We start from the raw sequence: 18,304 nt of genomic DNA on the forward strand, positions 1-18,304 counted from the left end.
ATTCTATAAAAGGGGCTTGCGCCCCCTATTTGCCTGAACCTTCAATTCGGACATTAACCACAGCTACCTGGAAACCCGCCATCGATTCCACCGCAACCTTGACTTTTTTCTGAATTGCTTTTGAAACCTTGATAATATCGACCCCGGGTTCGGTGATCACATAGACCCAAATCATTAAACCGTCGGGATCTCTGGCAATCTTGACACCTTTTGTTGTTGATGCCAGATAGAGCTTATCCATGATTTCATCGGTGATTCTCAATGAAATACGCGTCACACCGTTAACGCCAGTAGCCGCCAAGCTGACAATTGAAGCAATCATTTCGTCATTGATATTCGGGGCCTGATTGTTTTTCATTTCTATTTTCATCTTAATTACCTAAGTTCTTTAGATTTCCTGATGACAGTCGCAACCATCTTCGCCGCAGCATGATGCAACTTCTTCATTTAATTTAAATGGAGCGCCACAATCGGGGCAGACGACAGAGTTGTTTTCAAAAGCTTCAAATTCAGTGATATAAATATTTCCGCACTCGGGACAAATGATTTCGTAATAATCTTCTTCATCAAACTCGAAATCTTCATCATCGCCGTCGAAATCTTCATCCAAAATAAATTCTTCCAGATCTGAAAGATCATCATCAACCATTTCTACATATTCTTCCAGTTCTTCCTGAGCTTCGGTAATGCCATCAAGGGCATCGACAATGTCTTCAAGAATATCCAATACCTGAACGAGAACCTTGCCTTCGTTGGAAGCCAGATCTAATTCCAGACCATCTACCAGGCCTTTGGTATAAGCGACTTTTTCATTAATATATTTCATTTTATACCCTTTCCATGTAATCGCCCGTACGGGTATCGATTCGAATCTTATCACCTTGTTCAACAAACAGTGGCACAGTGATAATTGCTCCGGTTTCAACAGTTGCTGGTTTATTTGCACCGGTTGCGGTGTCTCCCTTGAAGCCGGGATCTGTTTTAACAACTTCCAGCTCGACAAAATTAGGAGCCGCTACCGAAAAGGCAATACCTTTTAATGATTTCACGGTGGCAATATCATTTTCTTTCAGATATTTTAATGCTTCTTCGACCTGGTTCAAGTTAAGCGGAATCTGCTCATAGGATTCCAGATCCATGAAGTAATATAAACCGCCGTCTTCATATAAGTATTCCATTTCGCGGGTTTCAACCTGTGCTTTAGGATAACGTTCCGTCGGGTTGAATGATTTTTCAACCACTGCTCCTGTAATTACATTTCGAATCTTTGTTCGAACAAAGGCCGCACCCTTACCTGGTTTTACGTGTTGAAATTCAATGATGGTAAATGTATGACCATCCATTTCAAACGTTACCCCTTTTTTAAAATCTCCTGCTGATACCATATTTACCTCCGATATGCATATGTTAATTTTTTCTTCTCATTCAATGTTATTATTCTATCACAATTCTTGAGAGCCGTCATCCCAATTTATTATTATCGCCGGGCTTGATGCTGGATAATTTGCCGGTGAGACACCGTATCTGTCCGCTCAGATCCTTGATCGTCTGAATCTCCTGATAGCCGTCATTCGCTAATAAGTCAATCACCTCGGCGGCCTGATGATCCCCAATTTCCAGTGCCAGAAGACCATCATTTTCCAAAAACAGATGAGCCTCGGCAATGATCCGGCGGTAAAAATCCAGACCAGATTCTCCGCCGTCTAGTGCCAGATGGGGTTCATACGCAATAATGTCCCGAGCCAGCCCACTCATCTCTGCCCGCCTGATATACGGCGGATTGGAGACGATCACATCAAAGCTTTCGCCCTCGGGAATGGCGGCAAATAAATCGCCTTGATAAAGGGAAAGATCCCCTTTAACCAATTGGCTAGCATTAATTCTTGCCACCGTCAGTGCCGCCTCTGAAAAATCACTGAGACTAACGATTCCCGGTTTAAAGTATTTCTTGATCGAAATGCCAATGGCTCCGCTACCAGTACACAGATCCAGAACTTTAGCCCCGTCCGGGTAGTTGTCCTGTAAATACTCAAGCAGATGCTCCACCATCGGTTCAGTATCTGGTCTGGGGATTAAAACATCGCCATTGACAAAAAAATCCAACCCCATGAATTCTTTTTTTCCCAGAATGTAGGCGACTGGTTCTAATTGGCAGCGTCTTTTGATGGCACTACGATAGATTTCTGTTCGTTCCAAGTCCACCACTTCCTGTGAATGGGTATAGAAATAGACCCGATCCTGATCCAAAATCCGACTGAGCAGAATCTCAGCCTCTAAACCGGGATACTCGATTCCAGCCTGAGTAAGTATCTGCCGTCCAAAATCCAAAATCTCTTTGATGGTCATTTTTCCTACCTCAACTTAAAACTATAAACCCATTTTCGCATCTGAACAAGAAAAAAGCCGGTTACAAGAACCGACTTCTTTTTTATTCTGCTGACTCGTTTTTAATGCCGTATTTTTTATTAAATCGATCAACACGTCCACCAGCATCAATAAGTTTTTGTTTCCCTGTGAAAAATGGGTGACATACTGAACAGATTTCCACTTTTAATTCTGGTTTGATAGAACCAGTTTCAAATGAATTTCCGCATGCACATTTAACTATTGATTTGCCGTAATTTGGATGAATGCCTTCTTTCATCGAATCCACCTCGTTTCTTATTTATTTAATTGCTAATTGTTATTTTATCAACCGTGATATTATATCAAACATTTCTTAAAAGATCAAATATTTTGTGCGTTATATTTATTAATAAATTTTTTCATAAAAGCTTCGTTATCTTTGGTGCGCTCTAGAATTGAAATAATCTTATCGGTGAGGTCATAAACCGTGGTTCCCTTGTAGAGTTTGCGAATGTCGAAACTGACTTTCAGCTCTTCGGCGGTTAAAAGTTTTTCCTCCCGACGGGTGCCGGAACGGTTCAGGTTAATAGCCGGGTAGATCCGCCGCTCGGCCAATTCTCGTTCCAGATGCAGTTCCATGTTACCGGTACCTTTGAATTCTTCAAAAATGATGTCATCCATCCGGCTGCCGGTATCCACCAGAGCCGTGGCCAGAATAGTCAAACTGCCACCTTCCTCGACGTTTCGCGCAGAACCAAAAAACTTTTTAGGAAAAAACAACGCCTCTGGATCAAGACCACCAGACAGAGTTCGACCCGATGGCGACACTACCAGATTGTTTCCCCGCGTCAGCCGGGTTAAACTATCAACCAGGATAACCACGTCTTTCCCCTGTTCAACCAGCCGCTTACCGCGTTCCAACACGATTTCGGCCACCTTAATATGATTTTCAGGCGGTTGATCAAAGGTCGAATAAACAATATCCGCATCGATCGATCGTTTCATATCGGTGACTTCTTCCGGCCGTTCATCCACCAGCAGGATAATCAGTTCGATTTCCGGATGGTTAGTAGTAATACCGGTGGCAATTTCCTTTAACAGAATCGTTTTGCCGGCTTTCGACGGCGCCACAATCAGCCCCCGCTGGCCTTTTCCCATCGGTGAAAAGAGATCAATCATCCGGGTTGACACAACATCCTGGGTTGTCTCCAGAGTGATCCGTTCTTCTGGAAAAATCGGTGTCAGCCGTTCAAAGCGAGGCCGATTGGCAATTTTTTCAGGAATGTCACCGTTGACCTTTTCCACATAAAGCAAAGCGTCAAATTTTTCATTTTCGCCGGACATCTTAATCTTTCCGAGGATTTTATCTCCGGTACGGAGATTAAACCGGCGGATCTGGTTAGCAGCCACGTAAATGTCGTGGTCACCGGATAAATAATGATTGGTTCTCAGAAAGCCAAACCCATCCGAATTGACATCCAGAATCCCTTCCTGGGAATTTTTAAAACGGTCCAGATCCTTTTTATCATCCACATAGAGCATGCTGTTGATCTTCTGGATAATATCCGCTGTTTTGGTGCCGTTGACCTTTTCCAGAAACAGCATGGCTGAATATTTTTCGCCGGTTTTGGGCGGGCGCACCTTGCCGCTTAAGACATCACCCGTTTCGAGCTTGAATTTTTGTATTTGCGAGCCAGAAATATAAACAAATTCCTCATTGGATTTCATTTCTTTGTTTTTGACAAAGCCAAAACCCTCCGGCAGAATTTCCAGATTTCCTTCTACTACAGACGTATTTTCCATGGGGTCTTTAAGTTTATAATAGGGCGAACGGGCGCCGTTTCCATTTGATCCATTAGTGATCCGCGAATTGATTTGACCCGGCTGTTTATCCAGAGTTTTTTTTTCAGCTGGTATTTTTTCCGGTATTTCTTTATCATCCGTCAATGATTCTTTTTTCTTTATCTCATGATGATGCTCGTGCTGATGATTCTGATGAGCAGATTGATCTGTCGAGGTCTCCATTTTTTCTTCAATGGCCTCAATGAGTTCAATTTTTTTAAGTCGGCTTGTTTTTTCGATACCCAGACGCTCGGCCTGTTTACGCAATTCAACAACCGTTAAATCTTCCAGTGATTTCTTTTCCAATATGTGCCTCCATGGGTTTTAGATGGTTTTAGTAGTTGATCTTAGAATGAATTTTTCGATTTTATTTTACTGAATATTATGCTTCAATTCGCAGAATAGTCTGAAGGTTTGTTTAATGCAGATACCTTAATCTACCACAAATATCCATTCTTGTCAAAAAAACCAGGTGACGCATTACTATTTGCTATTTTTTCTAACTAACGTAGTACCGACAATTGTTACATCATGTTGTACGCATCGGAGCGAACAACAGATTAACAATTGGTCGGTACCGTAGTCCAAGCCAACCCTAACAGCTTATTCCTGTTCGCCTTCGATAATTGAAATCATAATGGCGTTTTCGACCCGCCGCCGCTCAATTTCGCAGCTGACAAAATGGGGTTTCATAATCGTACCGTTAAAGTTATAGGCATTGGCATGGCAGCCGCCGCCGCAGAAATATTTAGCCCAGCAGGTTTGACAGTCTTCTTTTTCCAGCAGGTTACCGGCATCAAAGATTTTTTTGATCTCACCGTTGGTGATACCGTTGTTTACATCGCCCATTTTAAAGGCTTCATTGCCGACAAACTGATGACAGGGGTAGATGTCCCCTTCTGGTGTCACGGCGACATAATCTTTACCAGCTCCACATCCTGACAGACGTTTGTAAACACAGGGGCCATGATCCAGATCAACATTAAAATGAAAAAAGTTATAGTCGAGCCCCGCTTGACGGCGCTTTAAATAGGACAAGGCCAGCGCATCATATTCTTCCATAATCGCAGGTAGATCCGACTCGGTCAAGGCATAATCGTGAGTCGCTTCAGCCACCACCGGTTCCACTGAAATGCTTTTAAAACCCGCTTCAGCTAAAAACTGAACATCCTTGGCAAAATCAAGATTATGATGGGTATAGGTTCCGCGGACATAATGATCTTTGTCGCCACGCATTTTTGCCATCGCTTTGATATTGTCGATAATCACATCAAAGGAGCCCCGATCATTGACCGTTTGCCGCATCTGGTCATTGACTTCTTTACGGCCATCCAGACTGAGGACAATATTGTCCATGGTTTCATTGAGATATTTGCGGGTCTCCGCATTGAGCAAGACCCCATTGGTGGTCATCGTAAATTTGAATTGCTTATCATGTTTGGCGGCCATTTCATTGCCATATACCACCAATTGTTTGACCACATCGAGGTTCATCAGCGGTTCTCCACCAAAGAAATCCACTTCCAGGTTTTTCCGGTTTTTGGACTGGACGATGATAAAATCAATGGCTTTTTTTCCTACCGCCAGCGGCATCAGCAATTTTTCGCCGTCAAAGTCGCCCTGAGCAGCAAAACAATAGGAACATTTCAGATTACAGTCATGGGCGACATGAAGACAAAGAGCCTTAATCAGATCTTCATTGGCATAGTTTTCCCGTTGATAGTCTATTTCCCGGAATAACAGCCCGGCAGCTTTGACACCATCCAATTCATCCAGGCATTCATTGAGTTCCGTTAATGGATATTTTCCTTGATAACTGGCAATGATTTCGGCTCTGCTTTTGCTTTCATAGTGATCCAGCAATTCATAGGTCAGTTCGTCGACAGTCAGTACCGTGCTGGTATCCACATCCAAAACAATATTGAGACCATTCTTTTTATATTTATGTATCATTTTTTCTCCCATCATGAAAAAAGGGACTATCTCTTACGAGACAGCCCCTTTCAGGCTAGTTTATTATTTTTCAGTCGTTTGTTTGCATTTTTGATTTCCGACGGTGCAGGATGTTTTACAGGCTGATTGACAGGAAGTTTGACATTCCCCGCACCCTCTGTTTTTTACGTCAGTGAGTTTACCTTCTTTAATGATTTTAATGTGCTTCAAATTGTTCACTCCCTTCAAAAATTTATTTCTAACCGACGATGGCCGGCGCTGACCTGATAATTGCCGGTCAGCCAATCGCAGGTCTGCTCTTTATTATTTTTTTTCTTCGTCGATTTCTTCAAATTCCGCATCGACGATAACTTCTTCATTATCCAGATCTTCCAGTTCTTCAAAATTGTCTTCTACTGTTTCTGCAACAGCATCCCCAACACTGACAATTCGAGCAATGGCCGATTTTGTAATCAATGCCTTATTGTAATCTGGCAATAATTCAATGGTTACATTTTCTTCACCAATCGCATAGACGATTGCATAAAACCCGCCAATTGTAACAATTTCATCCCCTGGTTTCATACTTGATCGCATTTCTTTAACTTCTTTTTGTTGTTTTTGCTGTGGTCTTAAAACAAAGAAATAGAAAAATACAAGTACTAAAATCAAAGGGAGAATTAATGTAAAATCAATTCCAAACATTCACATTCTCCTTCATCTTATTCAGCGATGCCGAATTTTTCAAAGAAAGCTTCTTTATAGGCTAATAAATTGTCATCCATTATGGCCTGTCGAATTTTCTTCATTGTTACAAGTGTAAAGTATAAATTATGATATGTCAATAACCTGGCTCCTAAAATTTCATTGGTTTTAATGAGATGGCGGATGTATGCCCGGGTGTAGTTTCGACAAACGAAACAATCACATTCCGGATCAACCGGCGAAAACTCTTCTTTGTAGGTGGCATTGCGAACCACGACCTTGCCATGACTGGTAAAAGCAGTTCCGTTTCTGGCGATCCGGCTTTGGAGCACACAGTCAAACATATCGATCCCCCGAATTGTGCCTTCAAAAAGCGCATCCAGCGAGCCAACCCCCATTAAATAGCGGGGCTTATCTTTGGGCAGCAGCGGTGTGGTGACATCCAGCATCCGGTACATCACATCTTTGGGTTCGCCCACACTGAGTCCGCCAATGGAGTATCCCGGAAAACCAATGTCGGTGAGCTCCTGGACACTTTGGGCGCGCAAATCAGCGAACATGCCGCCCTGGACAATCCCAAACAAGGCCTGATCGGCTGGCCGCTTATGAGCATCCTTACAGCGTTTGGCCCAGCGGGTGGTCATTTCCATTGATTTTTTAGTATACTCATAATCGGCACCAGCCGGGGTACACTCGTCAAAGCACATAATAATATCTGCGCCGATGGAATTCTGCATGTCAATGGCTTTTTCCGGGGTCATGAAATGTCGGGATCCATCCAGATGTGAAATAAATTCAACACCGTCTTCGGTGATCTTTCTTAAATCATTTAAAGAAAATACCTGAAATCCGCCACTGTCGGTGAGCACCGGCCGATTCCAATTCATAAACTTGTGGATGCCGCCGGCCTTGTCCATAATCTCCTGGCCAGGTCTCAAATAAAGATGATAGGTATTGCCCAAGATAACATTGGCATCCATCTCCACCAGGTCTTCGGACGACAGGGACTTCACCGTCGCCTGGGTTCCCACCGGCATAAAAATCGGGGTATTGATAACGCCCCGCTTGGTATGGATCTTTCCGAGTCTGGCTCCAGTGTCTTTGCACTCCTTAATCAATTCATAACGAAATTCGCTCATTCTTTTCTCCTGATTTTTTATATAGTTGTAACTTCAAATGCTTCAAACAAAAATTGCTTTGCTGCTGTGCAAATGACGGGTCTTTTTTACTCAATAAACAAGGCGTCCCCAAAGCTGAAAAAACGATATTTCCAGTCGATGGCGGTTTGGTAGGCTTTCATAATCGCTTCCCGGTTATAGAAGGCCGATACCAGCATCAGCAAGGTCGATTCCGGCAGATGAAAATTCGTGATCAAGGCGTCGACCACCTCCCATTCATAGCCGGGGTAGATAAAAATATCGGTTACTCCGGTGTAAGGGGTTACCACGCCATCATGAAGCTTGGCATTGCTTTCCAGGGTTCGCACCGAGGTGGTGCCCACGGCGATGACCCGACCGCCTCTTTCCCTGGTTCGCTTAATGGCTTTGGCGGTTTCCTCCGGCACCTCATAATACTCTTCGTGCATATGGTGTTCTTCGATCACGTCGCATTTTACCGGACGAAAGGTGCCAATCCCGACATGAAGGGTAACCTCGGCAATTTCCACCCCCATCGCTTCGATTTTCTGCAGTAGATCCGGAGTGAAATGGAGCCCGGCCGTGGGCGCTGCTGATGAGCCTTCCCGTTTAGCATAAACGGTCTGATAGCGGTTATTGTCCTTCAGGGTTTCATGGATATATGGCGGTACTGGCATCAGGCCAATCTCATCGATGATTTCCTCAAAAACACCGGAATATTCAAAACTGATAATTCGTAGCCCACCCTGGGTGGTTCCGGTGATTTCGCCCTTAAGCTCTGAGCCAAAAACAATCCGGGCGCCAACCCGGGCGCGTTTTCCCGGTTTGACCATGATTTCCCAGTCTTTTTGAGACAGATGTCGCAGCAACAGGATTTCCACTTTACCTCCGGTATCTTCGCGAGTGCCGAACAACCGTCCTGGTAAAACCTTGGTGTTATTCATCACCAGCAAATCTCCGGGACGTAAATAATTAGTCACTTCAAAAAAGCTATGATCTTCGATCGTGTGCTTTTCACGATTGAGAACCATTAACCGCGAATTGTCCCTTTTTTCCAGGGGACATTGGGCGATCAGTTCCTCCGGGAGATCATAATAAAAGTCAGTTTTATTCATCGATATCTTCCTCATTGTCATAAAAATTTATTTTTAATTGTTGAGGATTGAGTGCCTCATTCATTAATACCGCTAATCCCAGATGGGCATAACCACGACTGGTGATTACCCGACCCCGGGGTGTTTTAGAAAGGAACCCCAGTTGAATCAGATAGGGTTCATAAACCTCTTCAATGGTGTTTTTTTCTTCGCCGATGGCAGCGGCCAGAGTGTCAATCCCCACCGGTCCGCCGTCAAATTTTTCGACAATGGTCCGGAGCATGATCCGATCAATCTCATCCAGACCGACCGCATCGACTTCAAAAAGTTCCAGGGCTTCCCGGGTAATCTTGAGATCAATGACACCACGGCCTTCAATTTCGCAATAATCGCGGACCCGCTTTAACAGCCGATTGGCAATTCGCGGCGTGCCCCGGGAACGGATGGCCAGTTCAACGGCACCTTCATCATCCATTTCAATCCCGATAATGCCCGACGAACGACGGATAATCGTGGCCAACTCCTCAGGATTATACAGCTCCAATCGTTGGATCACTCCAAAGCGATCCCGTAGCGGTGAGGTCAGCAACCCCACCCGGGTGGTGGCGCCGATCAGGGTAAAGGGCGGCAGCTCCAGTCGAATCGAGCGTGCCCCCGGACCCTTACCGATGATGATATCCAAGGCATAATCTTCCATGGCTGGATATAAAACCTCTTCAACCGCGCGTTGCAAGCGATGGATTTCATCAATAAAGAGAATATCCCCTTCTTTTAAGCTAGTCAGAATGGCCGCCAGATCCCCAGCCTTTTCAATCGCCGGGCCAGAGGTGGTTTTTATCCCGACCCCCATTTCCCGGGCAATGATATTGGCCAGTGTTGTTTTACCCAACCCCGGCGGGCCGTATAAAAGCACATGATCAAGGCTTTCATTTCGTTTCTGGGCGGCTTTGATAAAGATGCCCATCTGTTTTTTTACCTTTTCCTGACCAATGTATTCATCCAGACCCTGGGGTCTTAGATTTTTTTCTATTTCAACATCCAATTCCGTAAAATCGGAGGTGATGATTCGTTCCTTCATGTGTTACCGTCCCTTCAACGGATTGGCCGAGCGGAGTGCCCCGGTGATCAACTCTTCAATGCTGCTCTCAGGCGCATAAGCCCGTGATACCATTTCTGATGCTTCAGAGATACTATAGCCCAAGCCCACCAGTCCATTGATCGCTTGGGTGGCATTGTCGTCTTTTCCCCGCAACTCAACTATCTTCAGATCTCCCACTGACACATCCTTATAGCGATCCTTCAACTCCAGAATAATCCGGCTGGCGGTTTTAATCCCGATTCCCGGAGCTTTAGCAATGCTTTTGGGATCATCGTTGACAATATGTCCAATCAATTCGTTGCGGCTGAACTGAGACAAGAGTCCCATTGCGGCTTTTGGCCCAATCCCGGAAATTCCGATCATGGTTCGAAAAATTTCCCGCTCATCAGTGGTGGCAAAACCATAAAGCGAAACCTCGTCCTCTTTAATAACCTGATGAAGATACAGCTTTACCTCCGAATGCAGATTTGGTAGCTCATTCAATGTGTTGGTGGACACCTTTACCTTGTATCCCATGCGGTTTAGATCAATGACCACATAATCCATGGCTTGTTCTTCCAAGCTCCCGATCATATATTCGTACATAAGCCCTCCTTCAAAATTTAAACATGCTTTACCTATTATACCAGAACATAAAACATACAACCACAAAAAAAGCACCCTTAGGTGCTATCCCAACGTGTCGTACTCCATTTTTGACGCCCTAGCGAAAGCTAGGTGGGTGTCTTGTCTCTAGTTTCTGTTTTCCACTGAAAAAACGAGGCCTAACATCTGCTAGCGAACAATCAGACTCCCTGAGTATTGATGTAGGTTCAAAAATAAAGTAAAACGAACACTTTGGGATAATCTAATTATACACGGTTTTCCCCAGAAATCAAAGGATAAATTTTTGCTGGTAACTAGCAGTCAAATCTATTCGTCTCAATCCGCCTGATTCCTACAGCAAAATGTCCAGGGCGGAGCGAATATTATCCACCGGGAGAATCTCCATTCCGGCCACCTTCAACCCTTTCTGGTTGCCTTTAGGAATAATGCAGCGCTTGAAACCCAGTTTTTTTCCTTCGATCAGTCGTTTTTCAATGTGCTGAATGTTTCGCACCTCACCGGTTAATCCCACCTCACCCAGAATCATCAAATCTCCGGGGATCTGAAAATCCCGGAGGCTGGAATAAAGCACCGCAATCACACCAAGATCCAAAGCCGGTTCGTCAACTTTGATGCCGCCCACCACATTGATGTAAGCATCCACCGACTGCATCTGAATCCCCAGTCGTTTTTCCATAATTGCCATCAGCAACACCATCCGGTTATAATCCATGCCTGTGGCCATCCGCCGGGGATTTCCAAAACCGGTGGCCGAAACCAGACCCTGAAGCTCAATCAGCAGCGGCCGGGTACCCTCGATACAGGGAACCACCACCGACCCGCAAGTATTCTTGGGGCGGCTGTCCAGCATCATTTCGGATGGATTGACCACCGGTTGCAGACCATTTTCGGTCATTTCAAAAATACCGATTTCATTGGTCGAGCCAAAACGGTTTTTAACCCCCCGCAGCACTCGATAGGCGTGATATTTTTCACCCTCGAAATAGAGCACCGTATCCACCATATGTTCTAGTACCCGGGGTCCGGCAATGGCCCCATCTTTAGTAACATGCCCCACTAATACCATCGAGATATTGTCTTTTTTGGCCAATTGCATCAGGGCTCCGGTATTTTCCCGGATCTGGCTGACGCTTCCTGGAGCTGAGGTGATATCTGGGCTGTACATTGTTTGAATCGAATCGATGATCACGATATCCGGCCGTTCTTCTAAAATAATCGTCAGCAGATAGGGAATATTGATCTCTGATAAGAAGGAAATGTTTTCGGATTTAACATGCATCCGTTCTCCCCGCATCTTTAATTGCTGTTCCGACTCTTCGCCGGAAATATAGAGAATTTTATAACCCTGATTACCGAGCGCCTCGGTGGTCTGCAGCAACAGCGTCGACTTCCCGATGCCCGGATCGCCGCCCAGCAGAATCATCCCCCCGGGGACAATCCCGCCGCCCAGCACCCGGTCAAACTCTTCGTTGCAGGTGGGATACCGGGTATCTCCGGTATAGGTAATCTCTGCCAGTGATTTGGGACGGGAATAAATGCCGCGTTCGCGGGTATTTTCCTTGCTCCCCATTTTGGAAAGATCCAGTTCCTCCACCATCGTATTCCACTGATCGCACTCAGGACATTTGCCCATCCATTTGGGTGACTCATAACCGCAGTTCTGACAAACAAAAATACTTTTTTTCTTAGCCATGTTTCCCCCTTAATTTTCTACTCGATCCATTTGTAAATCAGATAGCCAATCAAACCACCAATCAGGTTTAAGATGATATCATCGATGTCCGCCCGGCGGCTGGCTAAAAACAAATACTGGATCAATTCGATGGTACAAGTGGTACCTAATATCACCACAAAGGCATGAAAAAATTTCACCTTATTTTTTCTGGATAAGGGATATAAGAAACCCAGCGGCATCAACAAAATAATGTTTCCGGCCAAATTCTTAAATGAATCAGTAAAGGTGTATAAAATAATTTCTGTTGGGTTTGTTGGCTTGGTCGCCAAAAATTCCCAGTCAATAAAACCATTGGCCATGATATCGTAAAAAAAGTTATCAATGGAGGTAAAAGGTACCAGGTTCACAGTGGTCTCATAGGTAATGTTACTTGAATCTGGTAATAAGGTCATTATAAATAGAAATCCCAAATAAGCCAGTAACAGCAGCTTAAAGAGAAATACGACACGGTTGTTTTTATTCATGTATTGATCCTTCCTGGGTTGATTGCTCTTGCAAGCCCTGCTATTATAACGAATAAACCTTTAGAGTGCCACAGAAATTTTCTCCCGATAAAATTTTTGCCAAAAAGAAAAAATACCGAAAGATAACTCCCGATATTTTTATTCTCTGTTTTAAATTAAAATACATTATTGTATCCACGCTAATTTAAAACTCAGCATTAATTTTTTACTATGGCAATTATATCCAACTTTTTAGCTTTTGTAAAGGGTTTCGATCGTTAGTTATTTATCTAACAATGAATCCGCTGCCAAAGCTTCCACTTTATAACAACAACGATTTTATCATCAGTTGTTGTATTAAGCCAGCACCACGTCTACAAAAGCCTGTTTACCGGGAATAATCTGAGCCGTTCCGTTGGTTTTATCCTCAACCCAGGCTAAAAATTCGTTTGTCTCGGCTACGGGGATTTGAAAGGAAAGGGTCACATTTTCGCCAAAATCTTCATTCACCGGAATCACCTCCCGTTCCAACAAACCGTTACTCAGCCCCCCATAGCTGGAGTAACTGACCACCACCTGTAATTGGTCGGAAAACTGTTTCTTAATCACGCTACAATGATTAAGCACATCGCTGGCACCGCCACCATAAGCCCTTATCAGACCGCCGGTACCCAGCTTGATACCGCCAAAATAGCGAATCACCAGCACTAGTACATCCTTGAGCTCGCGATGATCGATGACCTCTAGAATCGGTTTGCCGGCAGTGCCGGAGGGTTCACCATCATCGCTGGCTTTTTGGCGCCGGGGATTAGTATTGAGCACATAGGCCCAGCAGACATGGGTGGCTTTATAATGCTTTTTACGGATTTCAGCCAGAATCGCTTCTGCTTCTTCCTCGGCTTCAATATGAAAAACCATATTGATAAAGCGGGACTTCTTTATTTCGATCTCGGTTTCATCCGGGGTCAGAACCGTTTTATAATCATCCACGCTTATACCTCTGGCACCTGATACTTCGCAAAAATATGGATCGGAAAATCATCAGTCATCTCAATGGTCACCAGATTGCCTTCGGCCTGGTAATCAATTTCCTGAACCACCTTCATTTCATGCAGAAGCGCCAGCGCTTTATTATCATCATAGGGGATCAGCAGCTCGATTTGCCGTTTTTCTCCGATCAGCACCCGATCGACGGTTTCAAACAGGATATCGACTCCCAGCCCTTCTTTAGCGGAAATATAGAGGGTCAGCTCATCAACGGCTTGCTGATTTTTAAGGATAAAGGCTTCCCGGTCTTCCGGGAGCAGTTTATCGATTTTATTATAGATCATCATCACTTTTTTGTTGCCCGCTCCGATATCCATAAGAACCTGATTGACGACCGTGATTTGGGCTTCATAATTATGATTGGAGACATCCACCACATGGAGCAGTAGATCCGCTGTTTCCACTTCCATCAGCGTGGTCTTGAAGGCCTTAATTAAATCATGGGGCAGCTTATCGATGAAACCGACGGTGTCCGAGACCAGATAATCCCCATGTTCCGGATCAACCTTTCTGAGGGTCGAATCCAGAGTGATAAAGAGACCATCTTTGGTCACCACCTCACTCTGGGTCAGTTGGTTAAACAACGTGCTCTTGCCAGAGTTGGTATAGCCAATTAAGCCGACGGTTTTAATTTTATTTTTTCCCCGCTGGACGGCATTCAGCTGATTGCTTTTATTGATCCGCTCAATCCGGGCTTCTAGTTCTTCTAACTGTTTCCGGATATGGCGGCGATCAGTTTCCAGTTTCTTTTCACCAGGGCCGCGAGTACCGATGCCACCGCCGGTTCGGGACATAACAATCCCCAACCCTTTCAGGTGACTCATCCGGTATTTCTGCTGCGCCAGTTCGACCTGCAGCTTGCCTTCTTTGGTTTTGGCATGGCGGGCAAAAATATCCAGAATAATGGTGGTTCGATCGACCGTTTTGGTTCCGGTGGCCGCTTCGATGTTGGCAATCTGTCGGGAATTCAATTCATCATTGGCGACAATCAGATTGATGTCGTTATTCTGAATCACCTTGATCAACTCCTGAAGCTTGCCCTTACCCACATAAAAGGTAGTGTCAATCTGACTTCTGGCCTGACACACCTGTTCCAAAACAGTTCCCCCGGCGGTTTTTACCAGTTGCCGCAATTCTTCCATGGAGTCAACCAGCTCCACGCCTTTATTTCCGGGCAGATCCAGGCCAATCAGTAAGGCTCGTTCTTCTTCATCTTCGGAATCAAATTTGTTGTTGGGATCGTCTTTGATAAATCGGTCTGCCAATAGAATGTAGTTCTCCAACGGAAACTTATTCAGTTCCTTCAGGGTTTTAAATAGTGCTTGTCCGTAACCCATGGACGCTTCTTCAACCACTGGCACCCCAATGCTAAAGCTGGTCGGTATTTTTTCATCGACGCCAATGGCGATAATGCACTGAAGATTCTGTTTTTTGGCCGCCGAAAAATCCTCGTCGGATAAGTGCGGATTGCCGCCGGGATGGGTATGGATCACCCGGTATTTATTCAAGGCCTTAACGTGATACAGCATTTCCGCATTGCCAATATTGACGGTCGCTGCATCGCCGATATTCACCCATTGAACCCGGTTTTTATCGTTGGTACAAATCAGCACTTCCCGCTTCGTTGCCAGGGTCAATCGTTTCATGATCTCTAAAATAGTTTCATCTAAAAGAACCTGGTTTTCCATTTCATAACCAACCAGGTCATCCAGTTCTTTTATATAGCTTTGGCGAATGCCACTTTTATTATTATCTGCCATTGTTTTTTCCTTTTATTTTAATAGAATGATTTTTAAAATGATTTCTTGAATTATTACTAGAATACCTTATTATAACACAAAAACCAGGCAAAATGATTGCCTGGTTTTATGTTATAGACAAAGGGCTAACGTAGTACCGACAATTGGTCGGTATGCGAGTTTAAGTTTCCCCTAGAGTGTGACAACTTCGGATTCTGCTACGGCGGTAGCCATCATTTGCACCATCATTTCGGCAATTTTTTCTTCAGAACGCAGCATCTCCGAAACCTTTGGTCTGGTTTCCGGATGCTTGGGTACGAAAATGGTACAGCAATCTTCGTAGGGCAGGATCGAGGTTTCAAAGGTGCCGATGGTTTCGGCGATCTTGACAATTTCGGTTTTATCAAAACCGATCAGCGGTCTGAACACCGGCATTCCGGCCACCGCATTGGTAGCCGCCAGGCCTTCCATCGTCTGGCTGGCAACCTGACCCAGGCTTTCACCGGTAATCATGGCCTTGGCCCCTTCGTTGTTGGCTATCATCTCGGCAATCCGCATCATGTAGCGACGCATGATAATGGTCGTCTGCCGATCCGGGCACATTTCGACAATCTTAGTCTGGATCTCGGTAAAGGGAACCACAAACAGTTTGATTTTGCCGCAATACTGACTCATGATCTTGGCCAGATCGATGACCTTTTCCTTGGTTCGGTCGCTGGTGAAGGGGAAGCTGTGGAAATAGACGCCAATGACTTCGACGCCACGCTTGGCCATCAGATAACCAGCCACCGGACTGTCGATGCCACCAGATAAAAGAAGCGCACCTTTGCCGCTGCAGCCCACCGGCAACCCGCCGTTACAGGCAATAAATTCGTGATACATATAGGTTTGTTCGCGAACTTCCACCCACAAATTCAGATCCGGGTTGTGGATATCCACGGTGACACCCTCGACATTATCAAGCACCACTTCGCCCAGACGGCAGCATAGATCCGGCGATTTGATCGGGAAAGTTTTATCGCCACGCTTGGCGGTAATTTTAAAGGTTTTGATGTCCTCGGCAGACTGTACTTGCTTGATGGCGTTTTCTTCAATCACATTAATATCGCTGTCAATGACAATGGCCGGACTGATGGAGACAATACCAAATACTTTTTGCACCCGCTCCATGGCTCGGTTCAGATCTTCATCGTTGACATCGACAATCAAGCGCCCTTGTATTTTTTTAACCTTCGCCGATGGTACACTGCGCAGAGTGTTTCTAATATTTTTTGCCAATAATTCGATAAAATAATTACGGTTCAACCCTTTCAGGGCAATCTCCCCGTATCGAACCAGAATAACATGTTCCATTAATTTTTTAGCTCCTGTCATCTATTTTTTCTTGGTTTAACCAAAAGTCTCAAGCTGTTGACGGCCTGGGCAATGGCTTCCACCGCAATTTTTACATCGTCTTTGGTGATGTCTTTTGAAAAGCTGATGCGAATGGTTCCTTCTTTATATTCTTCGGCCAGCCCAATCGCTTTGAGGACATACTGTTTCTCTTTTTTATGAGACGAACAGGCTGAGCCGGTGGATACAAAAATCCCCTTGGCTTCGAGGCTGTGCAACAGTACCTCGCCCCGTACCCGGTTAAAAGAAATATTCAACACATAGGGGCTGCCGTTAGGATCCCCGTTTATTTTGATATCATCGACTTTCGACTCGATTTCGTTGATAAAGACGGTTCGCAAGTTTCGGATCGCTTCAAACTCATCGCTAAATGACTCTTTCCGTAACCGAATGGCTTCGCCAAAACCAACGATCCCCGGGACATTTTCCGTTCCCGAGCGCATGTTGTTTTCCTGACCGCCGCCCCGAAGCAGAGGTTTAATATCGGTACCTTTTTTAATATAAACCGCTCCCACACCTTTAGGGCCAAAAATCTTATGACCGGACAAAGTCAGGGCATCAAGCAAGCTGGCCTGCACATCCACAGGGATTTTCATAAAGCCCTGAACAAAATCAGCGTGAAAAACACATTTGGGATTAACCGCTTTGACGATTTTGCCAATCGCCTTCAGATCCTGAATGGTTCCCAGTTCATTGTTCACTCCCATAATACTAACCAGAATGGTATCTTCGTTCATCGCCGCTTCCAGCTCATCCAAACGGATATGACCTTGGGTATCTACCCCTAAAACAATTACCTCCACCTGGTGGTTTTCATAAAAGGTAAACACATCCAGCACCGATGGGTGTTCAATGGCCGAGGTGATAATCCGCATCCGGTTACGTTTTTTATTTTCCACTACCCCCTGGATAATCATATTATTGCCTTCAGTTCCGCCGGAATTGAAATAGATTTCCGGGGTCTGGCAGTTCAGGTTTTTGGCAATTAATTCCCGCACTTCCTTGATGGCTTGTTCGCCCCGAATCCCCAGGCGGTGGAGGGATGAAGGATTCCCATAGTTGTTTACCAGGGCATCCATCATTTTTTCAGCAACCTCGGGATGTACCCTGGTGGTTGCTGCGTTATCTAAGTAAATTTCTTTCATTATTTCGATCCTTCCTCATCGAGGCTCGGTTTTAACACTCTGA

19 protein-coding genes and 1 other RNA gene are annotated in these 18,304 nt (G+C 44.9%); all 20 read right to left on the reverse strand.

All coding sequences use genetic code 11. The features are described 5' to 3' along the window. Window positions 1-25 precede the first annotated feature (25 nt). Window positions 26-370, reverse strand: a complete 345-nt coding sequence (locus Q7J41_RS11620; protein ID WP_304888256.1) for an Asp23/Gls24 family envelope stress response protein — start codon at window positions 368-370, stop codon at window positions 26-28. Between the two features lie 18 nt (window positions 371-388). Beyond that, a complete protein-coding gene (locus tag Q7J41_RS11625; RefSeq protein WP_304888258.1) occupies window positions 389-826 on the reverse strand; it encodes a CD1247 N-terminal domain-containing protein in 438 nt (145 codons plus the stop codon). A gap of 1 nt (window position 827) precedes the next feature. Beyond that, window positions 828-1,385, reverse strand: a complete 558-nt coding sequence (gene efp / locus Q7J41_RS11630; RefSeq protein ID WP_304888260.1) for an elongation factor P — start codon at window positions 1,383-1,385, stop codon at window positions 828-830. A gap of 76 nt (window positions 1,386-1,461) precedes the next feature. After that, window positions 1,462-2,346 (reverse strand): peptide chain release factor N(5)-glutamine methyltransferase, encoded by an 885-nt coding sequence (prmC, locus tag Q7J41_RS11635; protein WP_304888262.1) that lies wholly within the window; start codon window positions 2,344-2,346, stop codon window positions 1,462-1,464. Window positions 2,347-2,428: 82 nt separating this feature from the next. Next, window positions 2,429-2,644, reverse strand: coding sequence for a 50S ribosomal protein L31 (gene rpmE, locus Q7J41_RS11640; protein WP_304888264.1), 216 nt, complete (start codon window positions 2,642-2,644; stop codon window positions 2,429-2,431). A gap of 83 nt (window positions 2,645-2,727) precedes the next feature. Further along, the gene (rho, locus tag Q7J41_RS11645; protein WP_304888267.1) at window positions 2,728-4,494 is read right to left on the reverse strand and encodes a transcription termination factor Rho; all 1,767 of its coding nucleotides are present in this window, start codon (window positions 4,492-4,494) and stop codon (window positions 2,728-2,730) included. Between the two features lie 297 nt (window positions 4,495-4,791). Then, window positions 4,792-6,141: a thioether cross-link-forming SCIFF peptide maturase gene (gene scfB / locus Q7J41_RS11650; protein WP_304888269.1), complete on the reverse strand. Its 1,350-nt coding sequence runs from the start codon at window positions 6,139-6,141 to the stop codon at window positions 4,792-4,794. Window positions 6,142-6,204: 63 nt separating this feature from the next. Then, window positions 6,205-6,351: a six-cysteine ranthipeptide SCIFF gene (gene scfA / locus Q7J41_RS11655; protein ID WP_083837856.1), complete on the reverse strand. Its 147-nt coding sequence runs from the start codon at window positions 6,349-6,351 to the stop codon at window positions 6,205-6,207. Between the two features lie 93 nt (window positions 6,352-6,444). Next, a complete protein-coding gene (gene yajC, locus Q7J41_RS11660) occupies window positions 6,445-6,825 on the reverse strand; it encodes a preprotein translocase subunit YajC (RefSeq protein WP_304888274.1) in 381 nt (126 codons plus the stop codon). Between the two features lie 17 nt (window positions 6,826-6,842). Continuing rightward, window positions 6,843-7,964, reverse strand: a complete 1,122-nt coding sequence (tgt, locus tag Q7J41_RS11665; protein WP_304888275.1) for a tRNA guanosine(34) transglycosylase Tgt — start codon at window positions 7,962-7,964, stop codon at window positions 6,843-6,845. A gap of 86 nt (window positions 7,965-8,050) precedes the next feature. Beyond that, window positions 8,051-9,076: a tRNA preQ1(34) S-adenosylmethionine ribosyltransferase-isomerase QueA gene (gene queA / locus Q7J41_RS11670; protein ID WP_304888277.1), complete on the reverse strand. Its 1,026-nt coding sequence runs from the start codon at window positions 9,074-9,076 to the stop codon at window positions 8,051-8,053. Beyond that, entirely contained in the window at window positions 9,069-10,133 is a 1,065-nt protein-coding gene (gene ruvB / locus Q7J41_RS11675) for a Holliday junction branch migration DNA helicase RuvB (RefSeq protein WP_304888279.1), read from the reverse strand. The genes queA and ruvB overlap by 8 nt, the downstream gene beginning before the upstream one ends. A gap of 3 nt (window positions 10,134-10,136) precedes the next feature. Further along, entirely contained in the window at window positions 10,137-10,739 is a 603-nt protein-coding gene (gene ruvA, locus Q7J41_RS11680) for a Holliday junction branch migration protein RuvA (protein WP_304888281.1), read from the reverse strand. A gap of 82 nt (window positions 10,740-10,821) precedes the next feature. Continuing rightward, window positions 10,822-11,001: non-coding RNA, 6S RNA (gene ssrS, locus Q7J41_RS11685), on the reverse strand. A 90-nt stretch (window positions 11,002-11,091) separates the two neighbouring features. Then, window positions 11,092-12,453 carry a DNA repair protein RadA gene (gene radA / locus Q7J41_RS11690; RefSeq protein WP_304888282.1) on the reverse strand — a complete coding sequence of 454 codons (1,362 nt, stop codon included), beginning with the start codon at window positions 12,451-12,453 and terminating at the stop codon, window positions 11,092-11,094. A gap of 17 nt (window positions 12,454-12,470) precedes the next feature. Then, window positions 12,471-12,959, reverse strand: a complete 489-nt coding sequence (locus Q7J41_RS11695; protein WP_304888284.1) for a VanZ family protein — start codon at window positions 12,957-12,959, stop codon at window positions 12,471-12,473. Between the two features lie 336 nt (window positions 12,960-13,295). Then, window positions 13,296-13,928 (reverse strand): YigZ family protein, encoded by a 633-nt coding sequence (locus Q7J41_RS11700; protein ID WP_304888286.1) that lies wholly within the window; start codon window positions 13,926-13,928, stop codon window positions 13,296-13,298. Between the two features lie 2 nt (window positions 13,929-13,930). Next, window positions 13,931-15,745 (reverse strand): GTPase HflX, encoded by a 1,815-nt coding sequence (hflX, locus tag Q7J41_RS11705; RefSeq protein ID WP_304888288.1) that lies wholly within the window; start codon window positions 15,743-15,745, stop codon window positions 13,931-13,933. Between the two features lie 171 nt (window positions 15,746-15,916). Next, a complete protein-coding gene (gene thiI, locus Q7J41_RS11710; protein ID WP_304888290.1) occupies window positions 15,917-17,077 on the reverse strand; it encodes a tRNA uracil 4-sulfurtransferase ThiI in 1,161 nt (386 codons plus the stop codon). A gap of 17 nt (window positions 17,078-17,094) precedes the next feature. Continuing rightward, window positions 17,095-18,261, reverse strand: a complete 1,167-nt coding sequence (locus Q7J41_RS11715; RefSeq protein ID WP_304888292.1) for a cysteine desulfurase family protein — start codon at window positions 18,259-18,261, stop codon at window positions 17,095-17,097. Window positions 18,262-18,304: the final 43 nt, after the last annotated feature.

This window comes from Acetobacterium sp. (assembly GCF_030652775.1).
Lineage (GTDB): Bacteria > Bacillota > Clostridia > Eubacteriales > Eubacteriaceae > Acetobacterium.

Excerpts from the sequence above, each read along its gene's own strand:
- hflX (WP_304888288.1), bottom strand. The coding sequence starts at position 15,745 with ATGGCAGATAATAATAAAAGTGGCATTCGCCAAAGCTATATAAAAGAA.
- Q7J41_RS11620 (WP_304888256.1), bottom strand. The coding sequence starts at position 370 with ATGAAAATAGAAATGAAAAACAATCAGGCCCCGAATATCAATGACGAA.
- scfB (WP_304888269.1), bottom strand. The coding sequence starts at position 6,141 with ATGATACATAAATATAAAAAGAATGGTCTCAATATTGTTTTGGATGTG.
- rpmE (WP_304888264.1), bottom strand. The coding sequence starts at position 2,644 with ATGAAAGAAGGCATTCATCCAAATTACGGCAAATCAATAGTTAAATGT.
- Q7J41_RS11625 (WP_304888258.1), bottom strand. The coding sequence starts at position 826 with ATGAAATATATTAATGAAAAAGTCGCTTATACCAAAGGCCTGGTAGAT.
- radA (WP_304888282.1), bottom strand. The coding sequence starts at position 12,453 with ATGGCTAAGAAAAAAAGTATTTTTGTTTGTCAGAACTGCGGTTATGAG.
- tgt (WP_304888275.1), bottom strand. The coding sequence starts at position 7,964 with ATGAGCGAATTTCGTTATGAATTGATTAAGGAGTGCAAAGACACTGGA.
- queA (WP_304888277.1), bottom strand. The coding sequence starts at position 9,076 with ATGAATAAAACTGACTTTTATTATGATCTCCCGGAGGAACTGATCGCC.
- ruvA (WP_304888281.1), bottom strand. The coding sequence starts at position 10,739 with ATGTACGAATATATGATCGGGAGCTTGGAAGAACAAGCCATGGATTAT.
- Q7J41_RS11695 (WP_304888284.1), bottom strand. The coding sequence starts at position 12,959 with ATGAATAAAAACAACCGTGTCGTATTTCTCTTTAAGCTGCTGTTACTG.
- ruvB (WP_304888279.1), bottom strand. The coding sequence starts at position 10,133 with ATGAAGGAACGAATCATCACCTCCGATTTTACGGAATTGGATGTTGAA.
- prmC (WP_304888262.1), bottom strand. The coding sequence starts at position 2,346 with ATGACCATCAAAGAGATTTTGGATTTTGGACGGCAGATACTTACTCAG.
- efp (WP_304888260.1), bottom strand. The coding sequence starts at position 1,385 with ATGGTATCAGCAGGAGATTTTAAAAAAGGGGTAACGTTTGAAATGGAT.
- yajC (WP_304888274.1), bottom strand. The coding sequence starts at position 6,825 with ATGTTTGGAATTGATTTTACATTAATTCTCCCTTTGATTTTAGTACTT.
- thiI (WP_304888290.1), bottom strand. The coding sequence starts at position 17,077 with ATGGAACATGTTATTCTGGTTCGATACGGGGAGATTGCCCTGAAAGGG.
- Q7J41_RS11715 (WP_304888292.1), bottom strand. The coding sequence starts at position 18,261 with ATGAAAGAAATTTACTTAGATAACGCAGCAACCACCAGGGTACATCCC.